Genomic DNA, 19,648 nt, shown 5'->3' with positions numbered 1-19,648 from the left:
TCATAGTTGAACTTTTAGAAGTTTTCGATGAATCAAAATTATCTTATAACGAGAGGAATGAATGTAAGTATTCTTTCAAAGAATATTGATATTGATACAGGTGTGTAAATATTTGCTAATCAGAGTGTTGTGTGTTTTTTATTGAGGTAACAAAAGTTGAATATTCAACTTTTGTTACCTATTTATCAGTAATGATACATCACGAATTTCGCCACTCAGAAGGCGTTTGATGAGTCTTTTGTTTGAAGAAGGTAGTGAAGTAACTAGGGTTATTAAAACCAGTTTCGTAAGCTATTTCTGCAATAGTTTTATCGGATTCTTTTAAAAGGGCTTTAGCTTTTAGTAGCTTAAAATCGGCTATATAATCGGTAACATTTTTATTGGTTAGTGCCGATATTTTTCTAAACAATTGTACCCTCGACATACCCAATTCCTTACTGAGTTTTTCGACAGACAAAGAGCTATCTTTGATATTTTTTTCAATTAATAATTCAAATTCTACCAAAAATTTACGCTCATTTTTTTGTATTTGGCTGGGATTGGTTATTTCACTCGAAAAACGACGACGCATTCTGTCACGATTTTCGAGTAATCCTTTGATTTTTTCTTCTAATAATTGTTGATTAAAAGGCTTAGCAATATAGGCATCCGCTCCTGCTTTTGTACCTTCAATTTGGCTTTCCATCTGGCCTTTGGCGGTCAGCAAAATTACAGGAATATGCGAAGTACGAAAATCATTTTTAATTTTTTGGGTTAACGAAAATCCATCCATTTCTGGTAACATTACATCGCTGATTATTAGGTCGGGAATATTTTTGAGAATTTCTTCCCAGCCTTTTTCGGCTGTTTCTACCGCTACGGTGTTGTACGAATTTTCTAGTTTTTTCCGTAAAAACAAATTCAAATCTTGGTTATCTTCTATCAAAACAACGGTGTTGTCGTGCAATTGAAGGGTTTCGGTATCAGCTACCACTTTTGGTTCTAGTACCTCACGCAAATAGGGTTTTTCAACAACCTTTTCGGTGGCCTCAGCATTAGGGCTAGGATTAATGATGGGCAAAATGATTTTGAAAGTTGTGCCTTTTCCTTTCTGTGAATCTACTTCTATTTCTCCTTGATGTAGGCAGACAAACTCGCGAGATAAAGCCAAGCCTAAACCCGTACCCAAAGAAATATTTTGGTTGCCTCGGTAAAACAAATCAAAGGCTCGGTCTTTTTCTTCTTTGCTCATACCAATACCATTATCGGAAATGAGAATTTCTATTTTCTCTATATTTTTCAGTAATGAAATATGAATAGAACCTCCTTCGGGGGTATATTTGAAGGCATTAGAAATAATATTGAAAAAAACCTTATCAAGCTTTTCGGCATCAAACCAAAAAGGTAGTGTTTTGAATGGACAAATAAACTGTAAATCAATATGTTGTGTTTTAGCTTTTAGGTTGAAATCGGTAACGATTTCTTTGACAAAAGCAATCAAGTCACGTTGTTGAAGCTCTAATTCCATTTTGCCAGCGTCTACTTTTCTGAGTTCTAGTAGCTGATCAACCAGTCGAAGCAGCCGATTGGCATTTTTATAAATTAACTGAAATGCCTGACGGGTTTCTTTGACATCGCCCGATTTACGGTGTAAAATATCTTCGGTGGGTGTTAGAATAAGGCTCAGGGGTGTCCTAAATTCGTGTGAGATATAGGAATAAAAACGAAGTTTGTCTTCGGTGGCTTGTTTGGCCAACTGCGAAATCCGTTCTATTTCATTTTTTTGAGCCAGAATAGCGTGGTTTTGCTGTTCTAGTATAAGGTTTGATTTTTGTTTTTCTCTTAATAAATAGAATAATACGCCTCCTAAAGAAAGTACCATCAACAAGAAAAAAAGGGTAAGGTATAGGGTATTTCGCTGAAAGGAAAAGATACGAGTTAAGTCCTGAATTTTAGTGACTTGTCGCTTAATATCTTCTTGTTGTTCTTTGATTTTTTGGTGCTGAGCCAGCATAATACTGACATTTTTGGCATCAATTACGGTACTAAATAGCTCATTTTCTTTATGATAAGGCTGTTTTTTCAAAATTTTCATAGCAATTTGGATGGCCTCTTCTCCGCCACTCGGATACAAAATGGTAGCATTTATTTTACCTTTTTGTACCAAATCAAGTCCAAGGTCTTCGCCGACACTTCCATCAACACCAATAATTTTGATTTTCTTTTCTAGTCCTAATTCTTTACAGATTTTGTAGCAGTGGTTGGCACTTCGGTCGTTGTGAAGAAAAATTAAATCAACAGATGTTGGCTTCTTTTTCAGGTAGTCTTTTAGTACAGCCCCCCACTGTTCTTGCGACCAATTTCTGTTATAATACTCATCAATGTGTAAGCCAGTATGTTGGTTGATAGCATGCAGAAACCCTGCGTGTCTATCAATAGAAGGAGTACTTGTGGGGCCAAAGCCAATCTCTAAAATATGCCCTTTTCCATTGAGTAATATATTGGCATATTCGCCTGCATTTTTACCCACCAAATAATTGCTAGCCCCCACAAAAGCCGTAAACTGGCTAGAATAGATGCGTCTGTCTACTACTATTACAGGAATACCTTGCTGAAAAGCTTTTTCAATAACAGGTTGTAATATAAGGCTTTCGTTGGGCGAAACGATTATTAAATCTACTTTTTGAGCAATAAAATTCTCTATATCATTGATTTGTGTTTGGTTGTTCCATCGAGCATCTTTGAGGATCATCGACGACTCTGGATAAAAACTCAACTCTCGATTCATACTTTCTACCATTTCTACTCGCCAGCGGTCGTCCATACCACATTGCGAAAACCCGATAGTAAAGGCTGGCTCACTTTTACGATGACAAGCGTTGAGCCATACCAAAACAAATATGGATATTAATATTTGAAAGATTCTTTTCATGAGTTTGTCTTTGTATAATGTATCAAACATGCCATAGTTGCCGAGGCTTTATAAAGCGAAAAAGATAAATTGCTACCGCAAATTATCTTAAAGTTATGGAGCAAAATAAAAATATGCTTGATTCTTGAATATTTTATAACACAGAGTAGCACTAGGTTTTTACGGTATTGTACCAATTTTTTACTTTGGCTTGGTACAATACCGTGTATGTCTAGTATAATGCAGTATTATTAGAAGAAGTATTTTGAAAAATGAATAAGCTAATAAGTTGTTATTGAATTTTTGCCAACCAACTGAGTACTTCTTGATGACGATTGAAATACCTTTTTTCATGGAAAAACAAAACTTGGTGAAGCTGTTTCACAGATGTTATTTCCATGTACTTTTTAGTGACCATATTTTCAGTTCCTTTATGGCAATTGTAGTGCCGTCGGTTTTGAGCTGAATTTTGGTATAGTCTTCATTAGGAAAAAATGTATCTGTCAAAACACTAGTACCGCCATCGGCAAATAGCTCGGCAGATGCCACATCAAAAAATACATGAAGCTTTATGGTATTGCTATTGGATAACCTTGGTGCTGTATGAACACTATTGGCAAACTTGTCTGAAAACTGAATTTTTCCCGATTGTGTTCTGTCGCTAAAAAAAGTATTTGTACTTGTATTATAGCCAATGACATAACGCTCACCTTTATTATTGGCTATTTCAATCTCAAGAATACCTTTTGATTGAGGTTTTTCAAAGGATATTTCTATTTCGGACAAAGTTGACTTAAAGCCTAATTGAGGCGTTAAGTCGATAGCCGTTTTTACTTTTTGATTTTTTAGAGAAAAAACCTGCTTGATATTTCTTAGTGACTGTAGCTCTTTGACTGGTACAACCGCCACTCTGTATCCTTGTGGAGTAGCCACTAATTTTAGTTCTCTTGGCAAAGTAGCGGCACCTCGCCACTGTAAGCTAGGTACAAGATTGGCATATTGCCAGTTGTTCATCCAACCAATTAAAATGCGTCGACCATCTGATTTTGGCACATCCGACCACGTAACGCCAGCATAATTATCTCGCCCGTAGTCGAGCCAAGCCGCATTTCCATTGCTTACCAAAGGTTTGAAATCTTCGTCGAGGTGAAACGTTTTTCCGTCAAAATTTCCTACAAAATATTGTGTTCCAGAACCGCCATTAGGAGCACCAGGATTGATATTAACAATTAAAATCCATTTGGTGGTATTGCCATTTTTGAGTGGGAACAAATCGGCACATTCCCATACCCCGCCATGATTGCCCCATTCTTTGCCAAAACTCCCTGTGTTTACCCAATTTTTAAGGTCTTTTGATACCCAAAATTCATGATGGTCTTGTACAGCCAAAGCCATAACCCATTGCTTTCGGGCTTCATCCCAAATCACTTTTGGGTCTCTAAAATCGGTAGTTCCATTGTTTTTTAGCACAGGATTCCCCACATATTTTGTCCAAGTACGCCCCTTATCATTGCTGTAAGCAATACCCTGATTTTCATAATCCTTTCTACCTGATTTTTCGCCAGCCATATCATGATAGGTAAAAATAGCCACCAGAGGCGGTTGATTATTGATACCAAAACCACTTGTATTTTTCCAGTCAACCACAGCACTACCCGAAAAGATATAACCTAGCGAGTCGGGATATAGGGCAATAGGGAGGTTTTCCCAGTGAGCCAAATCTTTGCTAACAGCATGCCCCCAGTGCATAGGCCCCCAAACGGTCTTGTCGGGATAATACTGATAAAACAAATGATATTCACCTTCGTAATAAAACATACCATTGGGGTCGTTCATCCAGCCTTTGGCGGGCGAAAAATGATACTGTGGCCGATGTGTTTCATGATAGGTGGCTTGTGGTGTTTCTTGAGCCATAGCGTTTCCTAGCGATAATAATAGAACGAATACAGTGAAAAGACTCTTTCCGAAGGTTTTTGGATACATGGTTTTGGTTTTCATTGTTAATGTTTTGTACAATTGGATAGGTCAAAAGTACAAAGCATTTGTCAATACCTCTTCAAGTTATTATTCGGATACCTTAAATTTTGATACAATATATAAATAATTGATTTTTAGGTGATTGGTGTAATTTTGTAGTTTTGTGAAAGCGACAAAAGTACAATAATGTTACATTTATTTAGATTTTGATACATCTATTAATAAGTCTCCTAACACCTTTTTGCATTAGCAAAGTCTAAACAACAAGGTGTTAGGATTAAATAGGTACTGTTGTTTTTGTACAAAAATAGTTTATTCAATGAATATTGTATTTTGAAAATGGTTTTCAAAGTGACAGCGTGTCACTTTGATTTTGGATGTATAAACTCTATTTAAGCAGTTTGTAGAATAGCCTTGCTCAATGCTAATATATATTCCAGTTAACTGGCGAATAGATTCGGCAGTTAGTAGATTCTCGAAAATGGTCAGTATCGACTATGGTTTTCAAAGTGACAGCGTGTCACTTTGATTTTGGAGGTATAAACTCTATTTAAGCAGTTTGTAGAATATCCTTGCTCAATGCTAATATATATTCCAGTTAACTGGCGAATAGATTCGGCAGTTAGTAGATTCTCGAAAATGGTCAGTATCGACTATGGTTTTCAAAGTGACAGCGTGTCACTTTGATTTTGGATGTATAAACTCTATTTAAGTAGCTTGTAGAATATCCTTGCTCAATGCTAATATATATTCCAGTTAACTGGCGAATAAATTCGGCAGTTAGTAGATTCTCGAAAATGGTCAGTATCCAATATGATTTTCAAAGTGACAGCGTGTCACTTTGATTTTTGGGTAAATGTATTGGATGAAAGTATTGAGATCTCTGAACATTAGGTTCAAAAAATAATTTTGATACTACGTAGTTTTAGCTCATCGTTTGTCTTTAAGGTGTATATCCCATCGATTATAATTTTGGCAATACAAATCTTTTGAATCTGTATTAATCATTAATCCTATTTTTATGAAAAAAATAAAGCTTATTAGTATCATCTTACTAATGATGAATGTAGCAGGATATGCACAAATAATTCAACGGAATATTTTTGCTAAAAGCTACCAACTCGAAAGCGTTAAAAAGAACCTCATTCCTCAAAAGCAGTGGAATCCTTATCCAAAAACACCCGCAGAGTGGAAAGATGCCGTCCCAGATTCGGTATTAAGGAGTATTATTAAAGACGGTGAAGCGAATCTTTCCTACAATTTTGAACCTATTACCGCTACCCTATCTTTAGATTATGTGCGTTCTGGCGATCGTTCAAGGCATGGTAAAATTTCGTATGGCAAACGGAATGCCTTGGTTCAATTGATTCTGGCCGAAAGTATTGAAAATAAGGGCCGCTTTATGGAAGCTATTCTCAATGGTATTTGGTCTATTTGTGAAGAAAGTTATTGGGGCGTTCCTGCTCATATTGGAGGTACAGGTTTGCCAGATGTTACCAATCCTGTCGTAGATTTATTTTCGGCAGAAACTGCTTCTGTAGTAGGTTTAGCAGACTATTTTGTAGGAGACAAACTCGACAAAATCAATCCATTGGTTCGTAAAAGAATTTATCACGAAACCAATGTACGGATATTTGAGCCTTTGCTCAAAAACCCAGAACGATACGGATGGATGAGCAAAACTAAGCCTGTTAATAACTGGAATCCGTGGATTATGTCCAATTGGATTTTGAGTGCTTTGTTATTAGAAAAAGACGAAAATCGTCGTGCCGAAATGGTGTATGGCTCAATGATTGGGCTAGATTCATATCTTAATAGCCTTGGCGATGACGGCGGTTGCGACGAAGGGCCAAGCTACTGGTTTGCGGCAGGAGGGAGTGTCTTCGATTGTTTGGAGTTACTACAAAAAGCCACACACAATACCGTCAATATTTATGACAATGCTTTGATCAAAAATATGGCAAATTACATTTACAAAACCCATATTAGTGGCGACTACTTTGTCAACTTTGCCGATGCCGACCCCACACTTCGCCCCGATGGCCTTATGTTGTACCGTTTTGGTAAAGCCCTTCAAGACGACAAGCTTATTCAGTTTGGTAATTGGGCATTTGCGGCTTATCCAAGTATAAAAACAGAAGGTTATCAACGAATGCGTCGTATTGAAAACCTATTGAGTGTCCAAAAAATAGATAAAAACCAGCCTCCTTTTCAGCCTGTCAAAGACGCATGGATTAGCGATATACAAGTACTTACGGCACGTTCTAGCAATGGTTTGTTTTTGGCCACTCATGGAGGGCATAATGACGAAAGCCATAATCATAACGACGTAGGGGATTTTATTATATATCTTGATGGTCAACCTATGATTATAGATGCAGGCCGAGGTAACTATACTGCTCGTACTTTTTCAAAACAACGCTATGAACTTTGGTTTACACGGTCAGAATACCACAATTTACCTATTGTGAATGGAATAGGGCAAAAAGCTGGCCGTAATTATGAGGCTCATCAGGTAAAAGCTATTACCAATGACAAAGAAGCTAGTTTGGCAATGGATATTGCCGCAAGTTATCCTAAAGAAGCAGGGATTACAGTATGGAATCGTTTGGTAAAATTAAATCGCATCAAAAATATAATAGAGCTTAGTGACAACTACGTACTCTCGGCATCACCAACAGCAATGCAACAAGTATTAATGACAATCTGTAATGTCGATTTGTCTCAGCAAGGAAAAATATTACTGAAAGGAAATAACAACGTGCAACTAATCGTTCATTACGACCCCAAAGTATGGAGTATCGCAACTGATAAGCCTTCTACTGAGGGTATGGAATACGAGAGTTTCAAAACAAAATGGGGAAGAAATTCTATTACAAGGCTTATTTTTAACAAAACTACGCTCGAAAGCAAAGGGCAATACAAAATATCATTTACAACTGAGTAGGAGAGATTCTTCCCAGTGTTTAAGTCTATATTTAAACCCTCCAATATAATTATGAAAATAGTTAAAACTTTTCTTTTGGTACTAATTGCCCATTGTACTATTGGGCAAATCAATGTTAAGCAAGAATTTGAGTCTGCTGCCAAGCAATATGAAGGCATGCTGGCGGCTCATCCAGATTTAACCAAATTTCCACAGTCGACCAATCCCGACGGCTCGCCGCGTGATATGAAATCAGATTGGTGGTGTAGTGGGTTCTTTGGTGGCTCGCTTTGGTACTTGTATGAATATACCCACGACCCCAAATGGAAAGAAGCCGCCGAACGCTGGACAATGGCTGTAGAAAAAGAACAATACAATACTGGTACACATGATTTGGGCTTTATGTTGTATTGCCCTTTTGGAAATGGCTACCGTCTTACTCAAAATGAAACGTATAAAAATATCATGCTCACGGGGGCAAAATCGTTGGCTACTCGATTTAACCCTCAGGTTGGTTTAATTAAATCATGGAATAAATTTCAGCAAAAATACGATTATCCCGTAATTATTGATAATATGATGAATTTAGAGTTTTTGTTTTGGGCTGCAAAAACTTCGGGCGATAAAAGTCTGTACAATATTAGTGTTACACACGCCGATAATACCTTAAAAAATCATTTTAGAGCCGACAACAGTAGCTACCATGTGATTTGCTATGGGCCTAATGGCGAAGTTTTGGCCAAAAAAACACACCAAGGGGCAGCCGACGAATCGGCATGGGCTCGTGGTCAGGCATGGGGACTTTATGGCTATACGGTTATGTATCGTGAAACCAAAGACCCTAAATATCTAGCCCAAGCTCATAAAATTGCCGCTTTTATTTTGAATAACCCCAACTTACCTGCCGACAAAATTCCGTATTGGGATTATAGCAAACCCAACGAAGAAAGAGATGCTTCGGCTGGAGCAATTACCGCTTCTGCATTATTTGAACTTGCCCAGTATTCAACCGCAAAACAAAAAGCATATTATATTCAAAACGCCACTAAAATGCTCGAAACATTATCTAGCCAAGCATTCAAAGCTCAGATTGGACAAAACAACCATTTTATTTTGATGCATAGCACTGGCCATAAGCCAGGTAATTCGGAAGTGGATGTACCGCTTGTGTATGCCGACTATTATTATTTGGAGGCATTGCTAAGATATAACCAACTCAAAAAAATAAAAAAATAGCATACCTGATATGATTCTGATTACTGAACAATTGTACGAAGTAAATATGGGTATTCATAAGTGAGGAATGCTATGTTGTAAAATGTTCAGTAATCAGATTGTTAATGATGTAAGCCTTTCAGGTTGAGGAGATTCCCTTCTTAAAATCACAGTGCCAATCCTGATGTAATTTTTATGCCAATAGTAATTTTCCAAGAAATAAGGTTGAAAGGAAGTATTTCGAAAGATATTTTACCACTTATAATTTTACTAAAAAGTGATAATTGTCATTGAAGATTAAGAATAAAAATCATTTTAAAATACCTAAACTAATATTTGATTATTTTGAATAATAAAAGATTTAATATGAAAAATAAAGGAAAATAATATTTTTTGTGAAAAATATAGCTAAAAAATTTGGTACGATAATAATCGTGGATTACTTTAGTCCCAATGAATAAGGCATATATAAAATATCTAATACCATTGTGTATTCTCCTACTGGGTTTTAGCGGTCAGCTGACAGCTAATATGCAGAAGGAGCGTGTATTTTATACCCCTATCAAAAGCCTTCATGAAATTAAATTAGTTGGCAACAACTTTCATCAAGTTCCGACGGCTTCACTCAGCCGAGTTGTTTCATCTGAAAGTAAAGAAAAGTTATTTTACTTTGATGAAGAACAAGAAGAAGACGAAAAAGAAAGTTTTACTTTATATAAAAAGAGTCTAGCCAACAGTAATGTATCCTCAGCTATTTTCTATAGCTGGTATGCTATAGTATCTTTATTCAACACTTCACCAGTCTTACATTTCGGTAAGCATTTTTCGCAGTATCCTCTTAACAAATTATTTATCGTATTCCGTGTCTTCAGAATATGATTTCATGCTACTAAGCGGCAGTTGTGTATTGCCCCCAATATTTCCCATTATAAGTATTTCTCGTAACCAAGTAATAGGCTAGCTACATGAGCTAGAAGCCTTGTTATGCCATTTACTATCTAAAATTTCAATTATTTAATCTATCTCATTAAAGAAAATCATCATGAACAAAATTCTCACCCTTGCGGGTTTGGGTGCACTTTTGTGCCTTGCCAGTTGTGAAACCAAAAAAGAGGAAGAAAAGAAAGAAGATGTCAAACTACTTGTAACCAGTCCAATCCGAAAAGATACAACTGTTACCAATGAATATGTTTGTCAGATTCATGCTATCCAACATATCGAACTAAGAGCATTGGAAAGAGGGTATCTTAAAAAGATTTATGTAGACGAAGGTAAGTTTGTTAAAAAAGGGCAATTGATGTTTGAGATTCAGCCTTTGCAATACCAAGCTGAAGTACAAAAAGCTCAGGCCGAAGTTAATTTGGTAGAAGTAGAATACCGAAATACCAAGCAATTGGCTGATAGTAATATTGTATCTCGCAATGAATTAGCACTGGCAAAAGCAAAATTAGACAAAGCTAAAGCTGAATTAGGCATTGCAAAAGTACACTTAGGTTTTACCGAAATTAGAGCTCCTTTTGATGGTATCATGGACCACTTTCAGGTAAGACTTGGTAGTCTTTTGGAAGAGGGCGACCTACTTACCACTTTGTCGGACAATAGCAAAATGTGGGTTTACTATAATGTACAAGAAGCCGAATATCTTAATTATAAATCGTCAGCTCCTAAAAATAGCCTGATGACAGTAAAATTGTCGATGGCAAATCATCAGTTATTTGAACACCCTGGGGTAGTCGAAACCATCGAAGCCGATTTCAATAACGAAACAGGTAATATTGCCTTCAGAGCAACATTCCCGAATCCTAAAGGACTGTTACGTCATGGCGAAACAGGTAATATCGAAATGGTTGTACCATTCAAAAATGCTATTATTATTCCGCAAAAAGCCACTTTTGAGGTCTTGGAAAAAAAGTATGTATTTGTAGTTGGAAAAGACAATGTCGTAAGGTCGAAAGAAATTACAGTTAGTGCCGAAATGCCTGATTTGTATATTATTAAAGATGGCCTTACCGAAAACGATAAAATCTTACTTGAGGGTATCCGTAAGGTAAAAGATAATACCAAAATAAGCTACAATTATCAAGACCCTAAACAAGTTCTTGCCAACCTAAAAGTGTACGCTGAATAGTAATAACGATTCAAAATCATAATAATATGTTTAATAAATTCATCAAGAGGCCAGTATTAGCCATCATATTATCGCTCGTTATTATTTTTATGGGCGTACTGGCAATCAAGACACTGCCTACTTCGCAGTTTCCCTCAATTGCTCCTCCGATGGTAATGGTTTCGGCATCTTATCCGGGTGCAAGTGCCAAATCACTGGCCGAATCAGTGATTATTCCTTTGGAACAATCAATCAACGGTGCTTGGGGTATGAAGTACATGACTTCCGATGCTACCAGTGCGGGTGAAGCCAATATTCAAATTGTATTCAACTTGGGAACTGACCCCGACGAAGCTTTAGTACAGGTATCAAACCGTGTACAACAAGTAACCAATAAATTACCTGCTCTTGTACAACGTGAAGGGGTGGTAATTACGCCCATTATGCCAAGTATGTTGATGTACGTTAATTTGTTCAGTAAGGACAAAAACGCCAACATGAAATTTCTTTTTAACTACGCAGGGATTAACATGATTCCTGAATTACAGAGGATTAATGGTGTAGGGCAAGCAAAAATCTTGGGTAGCCGCCAGTACGCTATGCGTGTATGGCTAAACCCCGACCGTATGCGTGCTTACAAGATTTCGCCCGATGAAGTAATGGAAGCCCTCAACGACCAAAGTGTGATTGGTAAAGCTGGACGTATAGGCAGAGGCGACGGTAGCCGTTCGGAGGCTTTAGAGTATGTTTTGGCGTATTCAGATAGATTTAGTAAACCCGAAGAATACGAAAATGTAATTATCAGAGCGAATCCAAACGGTGAAATTCTTCGCTTAAAAGATGTGGCAGAAGTAAAATTAGGTAGTGAATATTACGATATTTATTCTAACCTAAACGGACACCCATCGGCAGCAATTGTTTTGAAGCAAACTTATGGTAGTAATGCCAGTGAAGTAATTGGAAAAGTAAAAGAACAATTAGAGCAGTTGAAAAAATCGTTCCCTCCAGGAATGGATTATGAAATTAGTTACGACGTTTCTAACTTCCTTGATGCTTCAACCGAAAACGTAATACATACCTTACGAGATGCCTTTATTTTGGTGGCACTGGTAGTATTTATCTTTTTGGGCGACTGGCGTTCAACGCTTATTCCTACTATTGCCGTGCCTGTTTCCTTGATTGGTGCATTTATGTTTATGCAACTTTTCGGGCTAACAATCAACATGATTACGCTTTTTGCCCTTGTATTAGCAATTGGTATTGTGGTCGATGATGCCATCGTCGTCGTCGAGGCCGTCCATGCCAAGATGGAAGAAGAACATCTGTCGCCCTACAATGCCGTAAGAAAAGTAATCGGCGAAATCAGCGGTGCGGTAATTGCCATTACTTTATTGATGACAGCCGTATTTGTTCCAGTAGCTTTTATGACTGGCCCAGTAGGGATTTTCTATCGACAATTTGCGATTACGATGGCAACTTCAATCGTCATTTCAGGTTTCGTTGCACTTACCCTTACGCCAGTACTTTGTGCCATGATTTTGAAAAATAACCATGGACAACCGAGAAAGAAAACTTGGATGAATAGAGCGTTGGATAGTTTCAACAGTGGTTTTGAAAAACTGACAGGTAAATATGTAGGTTTACTAAGGTTAATCGTAAACCGCCGAGTACTTACCTTTGGTATATTATTGGCGTTTAGCTTTGGTATTTTTGGTATTACTACGATTTTACCTTCGGGCTTTATTCCTTCAGAAGACCAAGGGATGATTTACGCCATTATTCAAACACCTCCGGGTTCAACTTTGGAAAGAACCAATGATATTTCTGGAAAACTCCAAGAAATTATTCAGCAAGTAGAAGGTGTACAGTCGGTGTCGTCAATAGCTGGTTATGAGGTACTTACAGAAGGTAGGGGCTCAAACGCAGGTACTTGTTTGATTAACCTAAAACCGTGGGATGAACGTAAGCACTCGGTGAATGAAATTATTTATGAACTCGAAGAAAGAGCCAAAGAAATACCAGGAGCGACCATCGAATTCTTCGACCCGCCAGCAGTGCCGGGTTATGGTGCAGCGGGTGGTTTTGCCCTACAATTGTTAGATAAAACCAACTCTGGTGACTACAAACAATTGGAAAGAGTAAAAAATGATTTCATGAAAGAACTAGAAAAACGTAAAGAACTAACAGGTTTGTTTACTTTCTTTAGTGCCAACTATCCACAGTATGAAATCGAAATAGATAACCAATTGGCAATGCAAAAAGGCGTTTCTATCGGTAATGCCATGAATACGCTGTCTATTTTTATTGGTAGTACTTACGAACTCGGTTTTATCAAATTCCAGCGTTTCTTTAAAGTATTCGTGCAATCTGCACCAGAATACAGAAGACTTCCGACGGATATTTTGAAATTGTATGTGAAAAATAATCGTGATGAAATGGTGCCGTTTTCTGCCTTTATGAAAATCAAGAAAGTACAGGGCGCAAACGAAATCAACCACTACAATATGTATAATACAGCCGCCATCAGAGGTGCTCCTGCGAAAGGATACAGTAGTGGTGAAGCCATTAAAGTGATTCAAGAAGTAGCCAAAGAAACCTTACCACAAGGCTTTGATATTGACTGGGCGGCACTTTCAAAAGACGAAACACTTCGTGGAAATGAAGCCATTTATATTTTCCTTATCGTGGTAGTGTTTGTGTATTTTGTATTGGCGGCACAATACGAAAGCTTCTTGATTCCACTGTCGGTAATTTTCTCATTACCTGCGGGTATTTTTGGTTCGTTTTTGTTACTCAAATTGATGGGCTTGGCAAACGATATTTATGCACAAGTAGGGCTAGTAATGTTGGTAGGTTTGCTGGGTAAAAATGCCGTATTGATTGTAGAGTTTGCCATGATGAAACACAAGCAAGGCTTTACTGTAATGGAAGCTGCTATTGAAGGAGCAAAAGTACGTTTTCGTCCAATTTTAATGACATCTTTCGCCTTTATTGCAGGTTTGATTCCGTTGATTCTGGCACATGGTGCAGGGGCAATCGGTAACCATACCATCGGAGCGTCGGCACTGGGTGGTATGCTTTTTGGAACAGTTTTCGGTGTAATAATCGTGCCGGGCTTGTACTATATTTTTGGTACTTTGGCCGACGGCCGTAAGCTGATTAAAAACGAAGATGATGATTCATTATCAGAAGACTTTGTTCATTCAATTGATAGTTTCCCTCAACCCGAAGAAGAATAATGAAAACACAAAATAAAAAACTCACCCTTCAATGCTTAGGCTTTTTGTTCTTTGCATTATCGTTTTCGGCTTGTGTTGGTCCAGCTAACTTCGTTGAAAAAAAAGTTAATAAGAATACTCCAGAGAGCTTTAATAACTCTCTGGATACCACCAATACGGCCAAAACTGTATGGAAAAGTTATTTTACAGATCCATATTTGTCTGCCCTGATAGACACAGCCTTACACAATAATCAGGAATTAAATATTACATTACAAGAAATAGAAATTGCTCAGAACGAAATAAAAGCACGAAAAGGGGAGTATTTACCTTTCGTAAATTTGGGTGGTGGTGCAGGTGTAGAAAAAGCCTCAAGATACACTAGCCAAGGAGCAAGTGATGCTATGTCACAAATCAGAGCTGGTAAAGAAACCCCTGAGGTTTTGCCCAATATGTATGTCGGGGCTTTTGCCAGCTGGGAAGTCGATATTTGGCACAAACTTCGCAATGCGAGAAAAGTGGCTGTAGCTAATTATCTAGCGTCTGTTGAAGGTAAGAATTTCTTGGTAACGAATTTGGTTGCCGAAATTGCCAATTCGTATTATGAATTGATGTCGCTCGATAACCAGCTTGATATTATCAAAAAGAATATCGACATTCTTAATAATGCGTTATCTATTATTAAGCAAGAAAAACAGGCCGCAAAGGTAACGGAATTAGCAGTACGGAGGTTTGAAGCAGAGGTTTATAAAACACAAAGCCTTCAGTACGAAATCCAACAAAAGATTATTGAAACTGAAAACCGTATCAATTTTCTTGTAGGTAGGTTTCCACAGCATGTTCAGCGTGATTCTCAAAATTTCAACGCATTAGTTCCTAGTAAAATGTATGCGGGTGTTCCATCTCAGTTACTAGAGAATCGACCAGATATTAAGCAAGCAGAATTGAAGTTAGGAGCAGCCAAGTTAGATATAAGTATAGCCAAAGCTAATTTTTATCCATCGTTGGGGCTTTCTGCAGCTTTTGGTTTTAGGTCGTATAGTCCTTTGTATTTGGCAAGTATTCCACAAGCTTTGGTAGCTTCTTTAGCAGGCGACTTAGCAGGGCCATTAATCAACAAAAATGCTATTACAGCCACTTATAAAAATGCCAATGCCAAGCAGATTCAGGCCGTTTATAACTATGAGCGTACTATGTTAAACGCCTATATTGAAGTAGCTAATCAGTTGTCGAATATTGATAACCTCGAAAAAAACTACGCGATGAAAAACAATCAGGTGCAAGCCCTAACGCAATCTACCGACATATCAATCAAGCTATTCAAATCGGCCAGAGCAGACTATATGGAAGTATTGTTGACCCAACGTGATGTATTGGAGTCAAAAATGGAGCTTATAGAAACCAGAATGCGACAAATGAATGCTTTGGTAAATACCTACCGAGCACTCGGTGGTGGATGGAATTGAAAAATTAAATTGGTTAGTGGGTTAATATACATACTAATATTGACCCACTAACCCAAATATTACTTGCCCATAGCCCAAGTAACAATGCTAGAATCCTCTTTAAACAAATAATAAAGTACCAATGTAATCTATAATACAAGCTCAGCAGTGTATAAATCACCGTTGGGCTTTTTTTTATTCTTTTCTGTATCAGGATAGGCTATACTAACAAATCTGATAACTTTATAAAAAAATGAATTTATCAGTAATTTAATGCATATTTATATGAAAAAATACCTGTTTTGGGTTCTGTTTATTCTTACCATTAACAACACTTTTGCTCAAAAAAAACATACATTCGAGTTGGAGAAAGACCAATTTCTATTAGATAATAAACCATATCAAATTATTTCGGCCGAAATGCACCCTGCCCGAATACCTTTTCAATACTGGAGGCACCGTATCAAAATGGCCAAAGCCATGGGTTGTAATACTATTGCGGCATACGTTTTCTGGAACTATCATGAAGAAAAACAAGGCGTATTTGATTTTACTTCCGAAAACCATAACATCGTAAAATTTATCAAAATGGCTCAGGAAGAAGGTTTATGGGTACTTTTACGTCCAGGGCCTTATGTTTGTGCTGAATGGGATTTTGGTGGACTGCCAGCATGGTTGCTAAAAACCCCCGATATTAAATTACGTTGCCTCGACCCTGTGTATATGCAGGCTGTTACAAGGTACATCAAAAAACTATCGACTTTGGTAGCTCCTTTACAAATATCAAAAGGTGGGCCAATTTTGATGGTACAAGTTGAAAATGAATACGGAAGTTATGGGAATGACCAGCAATATATTGCCACTTTGGCAAAGCTATGGAGAAGTAACGGTATCAATGTGCCGTTTTATACAGCCGACGGCCCAACCGCCTTTATGCTCGAAGCAGGAGCAATCGATGGTGCAGCCATTGGTTTAGATTCAGGCTCTAGTGAACAAGATTTTAAGGAAGCCCAAAAACATAATCCTAATGTGCCAGCCTTCAGCAGTGAGTCGTACCCAGGTTGGCTTACTCACTGGGGCGAAAAATGGGCAAGACCCGATACCGCTGGTTTATTGAAAGAAATCAAATTTTTGCTAGATACCAAAAGGTCTGTCAATTTTTATGTAGCTCATGGTGGAACAAACTTTGGCTATTGGGCGGGGGCCAATGCCTTTAAGCCTACCGAATACCAACCCGATATTACTAGCTACGACTACGATGCTCCAATTAGCGAAGATGGTAGCCCTAAACCAAAGTTTTTTGCTCTTCGTAATTTGATTGGGAAATATGTAAAAAATATTCCTGATTTACCTACACCGCCTGTGTCGAGTATCGAAATCCCAACAATTCAGCTCAGTACCATGACTTCGGTGTGGGACAATCTCCCCAAAGCTATTTATTCGCCTCAGCCCAAACCAATGGAGGCTTACGGACAAAATAGTGGTTTTATGTTATATCGTACCAAACTTATCGGTCATAAAAGTGGTAGTTTGACGATTACCGAGCCACACGACTATGCAACGGTATTTTTAAATGGAAAATATATAGGGCATATTTTCCGTGATGGTGGTAATTGGACCATCCAATTACCTAAATCTGATGTAAAAGATCCTATATTAGAAATCTTTGTAGAAGGAATGGGGCGTATCAATTTTGCTCAATACATGATTGACCGAAAAGGTATTACCGACCGTGTAACCCTGAACGGAATGACGTTGATGAATTGGGAAACCTTTTTGCTGCCTTTCGACAGTAATTATCTCAAAAACCTTAAAAACACCACCGCTACCACCAACAGGCAAGGCGTATTTTTTAAAGGCTCATTCGACTTGACCGAAGCAGGAGATACCTATTTAGATATGAGTCAATGGAAAAAAGGGATTGTTTGGGTAAATGGTAGAAACCTTGGAAAATATTGGGACAAAGGGCCTCAACAAAGACTGTACTGCCCAGGCGTTTGGCTAAAAAAAGGGAAAAATGAAATTATCGTTTTTGACACACACCAAACAGAAAGTAGCCCAGTAAAAGGCTATAAGTCAATGGAATAGGTTTTTTGAAAATGGGGTTGTTGATAGAGCAACTCCGTTTTTTTTGCTAAAAAGAAATACTAAACAAAAGAATTATTGAAACAATACTTTTGCTTATTCACCGATTATAAAAAATAACTACCTCAATGATAACAAATTGCTGCTTTTATCGTGATAAATGCCCTATATAACTGTTATCTTCAACAAAACTAGCTCGTAATAATAGTTCATAGTTCATAAAAATTCTCTAAACCACTTCGTTTTGTGGTACTTATCTAATTGACGAAATCACTCCTTTTTTAATGAGTACTATGGCTTCATACAAAACATGGTACAAGTCATTCTTGATAGTTATATCTTTGCAAAATAAGGTTTCACCTTAGAATAGTTATATATGTTTAATCATCCATCAATTATGAAATTAAGTATCACCAAAACCAGTATTTTCAATATTATTACTGTTGCACTACTATTTGCTTGGACTTTCCCTTCGGTAGCTTTTGCTCCTCGTCGTGACTTTTATCAACTCAAAATCTATCATCTTAAAACAAAAGACCAAGAAAAACGTCTTGATAGTTTTTTGGAAAATGCTTTTTTGCCTGCTTTACACCGTTTGGGGATTAGTAAAGTGGGGGTATTTAAGCCTATTGTAGCCGCCGATGCTCCTGAGCCTACCGAACAATTGGTATATGTATTTATTCCTTTCAAATCGTCTGACGACTTTTTGAAACTTGATAAAAAGCTAGCAGCCGATAAACAATATGCTCTTGATGGACAAGATTATCTGGACGCTGCTTATAACAATGTTCCTTATGCTCGTATCGAGTCGATTTTGTTATCTGCATTTGTCGATAACCCACAGTTCAACTTACCAGCTTTAAGCTCACCAAAATCGGAAAGAGTATATGAATTGAGAAGTTACGAAGGCCCTACCGAAAAATTGTATCTTAACAAAGTCGATATGTTTAACCGAGGGGGTGAAGTAGCTTTGTTTAAACGCCTTGGTTTCAATGCTGTATTTTATGGTGAAGTTATTTCGGGCGGACAAATGCCTAATTTGATTTACATGACAACTTTTGAAAATAAGGCTTCCAGAGATGAGCATTGGAAGGCTTTTTCAAGCGACCCTACTTGGAAAAAGTTATCTGCAATGCCTGAATACCAGCATAATGTGTCAAAAAATGACACTCGTTTTTTACGTCCAACTGACTATTCTGATATTTAATATAAAACACCCCGTTGTTGCTGAACGTATCGAGTAAATATGAGTGCTACCATCTTTTTTGATTAGCCTAAACTCAAGAAAATCATGTAGTGTAGCTCACTAAGACAGATTTTTAATTACGGTTTGTTTTCCTAAATACTTATCCATGAATTAATATATCCAGAATTGTTCCCATTGTAATCATAGACACGGAACAATTCTGGATAGTTTGTTTTGGGAGGCATAGCTAATTTTATTGTACAATATTCTACAAGATTTCATGGGTCAAATAAACCTCTCTATTTGCCAAAAGGGGTACAATTTTGCCGACAACAATGCTTTGGAAATGTTCTGAATTTCTATGTTCGTTCAAGGCACTCTCATCTTTATACGCTTCTGATAGTAGTAAGGTATTTGGCTCTGTTTGGCTTTGATGAACTTTATAAAACAGATTGCCAGATTCTGTCCTACTTTTTTGGGCAACTTCACTTAAAAGTTCTAATACGTTTGGCAATTGGTTTTCTGCAACCTGCCATTTAGCGAATACAAAAATTATACTTGAGTTCATGTCTTTACTTTTTTTAAGTTGTTTGAAAATA

General features: G+C 37.4%; 11 protein-coding genes. 8 read left to right on the top strand and 3 right to left on the bottom strand.

The window, feature by feature from the left end; all coding sequences use genetic code 11:
- Positions 1 to 199: 199 nt before the first annotated feature.
- Both FLEMA_RS0100360 and FLEMA_RS0100350 read right to left on the bottom strand, forming a co-directional pair.
- Positions 200 to 2,911 (bottom strand): substrate-binding domain-containing protein, encoded by a 2,712-nt coding sequence (locus FLEMA_RS0100360; protein ID WP_044170343.1) that lies wholly within the window; start codon positions 2,909 to 2,911, stop codon positions 200 to 202.
- A 369-nt stretch (positions 2,912 to 3,280) separates the two neighbouring features.
- Positions 3,281 to 4,888, bottom strand: coding sequence for a glycoside hydrolase family 32 protein (locus FLEMA_RS0100350; protein ID WP_229359299.1), 1,608 nt, complete (start codon positions 4,886 to 4,888; stop codon positions 3,281 to 3,283).
- A gap of 1,000 nt (positions 4,889 to 5,888) precedes the next feature.
- Here FLEMA_RS0100350 and FLEMA_RS0100345 point away from each other — a divergent pair.
- The 8 genes from FLEMA_RS0100345 to FLEMA_RS0100310 all read left to right on the top strand — a co-directional run bounded on the left by FLEMA_RS0100345 (position 5,889) and on the right by FLEMA_RS0100310 (position 19,070).
- Positions 5,889 to 7,814 carry a heparinase II/III domain-containing protein gene (locus FLEMA_RS0100345; RefSeq protein ID WP_044170318.1) on the top strand — a complete coding sequence of 642 codons (1,926 nt, stop codon included), beginning with the start codon at positions 5,889 to 5,891 and terminating at the stop codon, positions 7,812 to 7,814.
- Between the two features lie 51 nt (positions 7,815 to 7,865).
- Positions 7,866 to 9,029 (top strand): glycoside hydrolase family 88 protein, encoded by a 1,164-nt coding sequence (locus tag FLEMA_RS0100340; RefSeq protein WP_044170316.1) that lies wholly within the window; start codon positions 7,866 to 7,868, stop codon positions 9,027 to 9,029.
- Between the two features lie 432 nt (positions 9,030 to 9,461).
- Entirely contained in the window at positions 9,462 to 9,887 is a 426-nt protein-coding gene (locus FLEMA_RS0100335) for a hypothetical protein (RefSeq protein ID WP_026993733.1), read from the top strand.
- Between the two features lie 163 nt (positions 9,888 to 10,050).
- The gene (locus FLEMA_RS0100330) at positions 10,051 to 11,136 is read left to right on the top strand and encodes an efflux RND transporter periplasmic adaptor subunit (protein WP_026993732.1); all 1,086 of its coding nucleotides are present in this window, start codon (positions 10,051 to 10,053) and stop codon (positions 11,134 to 11,136) included.
- Between the two features lie 26 nt (positions 11,137 to 11,162).
- Entirely contained in the window at positions 11,163 to 14,354 is a 3,192-nt protein-coding gene (locus FLEMA_RS0100325; protein ID WP_026993731.1) for an efflux RND transporter permease subunit, read from the top strand.
- The gene (locus FLEMA_RS0100320) at positions 14,354 to 15,799 is read left to right on the top strand and encodes a TolC family protein (protein WP_026993730.1); all 1,446 of its coding nucleotides are present in this window, start codon (positions 14,354 to 14,356) and stop codon (positions 15,797 to 15,799) included. The genes FLEMA_RS0100325 and FLEMA_RS0100320 overlap by 1 nt, the downstream gene beginning before the upstream one ends.
- Before the next feature lie 264 nt (positions 15,800 to 16,063).
- Positions 16,064 to 17,866: a glycoside hydrolase family 35 protein gene (locus FLEMA_RS0100315; protein ID WP_044170341.1), complete on the top strand. Its 1,803-nt coding sequence runs from the start codon at positions 16,064 to 16,066 to the stop codon at positions 17,864 to 17,866.
- 394 nt (positions 17,867 to 18,260) lie between these two features.
- On the top strand, positions 18,261 to 19,070 hold the full coding sequence (locus FLEMA_RS0100310; protein WP_044170339.1) for an NIPSNAP family protein: 810 nt from the start codon (positions 18,261 to 18,263) through the stop codon (positions 19,068 to 19,070).
- Positions 19,071 to 19,317: 247 nt separating this feature from the next.
- On the opposite strand, the gene FLEMA_RS0100305 is transcribed toward FLEMA_RS0100310, so the two are convergent.
- A complete protein-coding gene (locus FLEMA_RS0100305; RefSeq protein ID WP_026993727.1) occupies positions 19,318 to 19,617 on the bottom strand; it encodes a putative quinol monooxygenase in 300 nt (99 codons plus the stop codon).
- Positions 19,618 to 19,648: the final 31 nt, after the last annotated feature.

Origin of the sequence: Flectobacillus major DSM 103 (genome assembly GCF_000427405.1) — a bacterium.
Classification (GTDB): Bacteria; Bacteroidota; Bacteroidia; order Cytophagales; family Spirosomataceae; genus Flectobacillus; species Flectobacillus major.
The sequence above is the reverse complement of the archived record's forward strand: the minus strand, read 5'-3'. Positions and strand labels throughout refer to the sequence as shown.

What these genes read in the sequence shown, in the direction of transcription:
- FLEMA_RS0100310 (WP_044170339.1), top strand. Translation starts at nt 18,261, where the DNA reads ATGAAATTAAGTATCACCAAAACCAGTATTTTCAATATTATTACTGTT.
- FLEMA_RS0100345 (WP_044170318.1), top strand. Translation starts at nt 5,889, where the DNA reads ATGAAAAAAATAAAGCTTATTAGTATCATCTTACTAATGATGAATGTA.
- FLEMA_RS0100335 (WP_026993733.1), top strand. Translation starts at nt 9,462, where the DNA reads ATGAATAAGGCATATATAAAATATCTAATACCATTGTGTATTCTCCTA.
- FLEMA_RS0100330 (WP_026993732.1), top strand. Translation starts at nt 10,051, where the DNA reads ATGAACAAAATTCTCACCCTTGCGGGTTTGGGTGCACTTTTGTGCCTT.
- FLEMA_RS0100325 (WP_026993731.1), top strand. Translation starts at nt 11,163, where the DNA reads ATGTTTAATAAATTCATCAAGAGGCCAGTATTAGCCATCATATTATCG.
- FLEMA_RS0100340 (WP_044170316.1), top strand. Translation starts at nt 7,866, where the DNA reads ATGAAAATAGTTAAAACTTTTCTTTTGGTACTAATTGCCCATTGTACT.
- FLEMA_RS0100305 (WP_026993727.1), bottom strand. Translation starts at nt 19,617, where the DNA reads ATGAACTCAAGTATAATTTTTGTATTCGCTAAATGGCAGGTTGCAGAA.
- FLEMA_RS0100315 (WP_044170341.1), top strand. Translation starts at nt 16,064, where the DNA reads ATGAAAAAATACCTGTTTTGGGTTCTGTTTATTCTTACCATTAACAAC.
- FLEMA_RS0100360 (WP_044170343.1), bottom strand. Translation starts at nt 2,911, where the DNA reads ATGAAAAGAATCTTTCAAATATTAATATCCATATTTGTTTTGGTATGG.
- FLEMA_RS0100350 (WP_229359299.1), bottom strand. Translation starts at nt 4,888, where the DNA reads ATGAAAACCAAAACCATGTATCCAAAAACCTTCGGAAAGAGTCTTTTC.
- FLEMA_RS0100320 (WP_026993730.1), top strand. Translation starts at nt 14,354, where the DNA reads ATGAAAACACAAAATAAAAAACTCACCCTTCAATGCTTAGGCTTTTTG.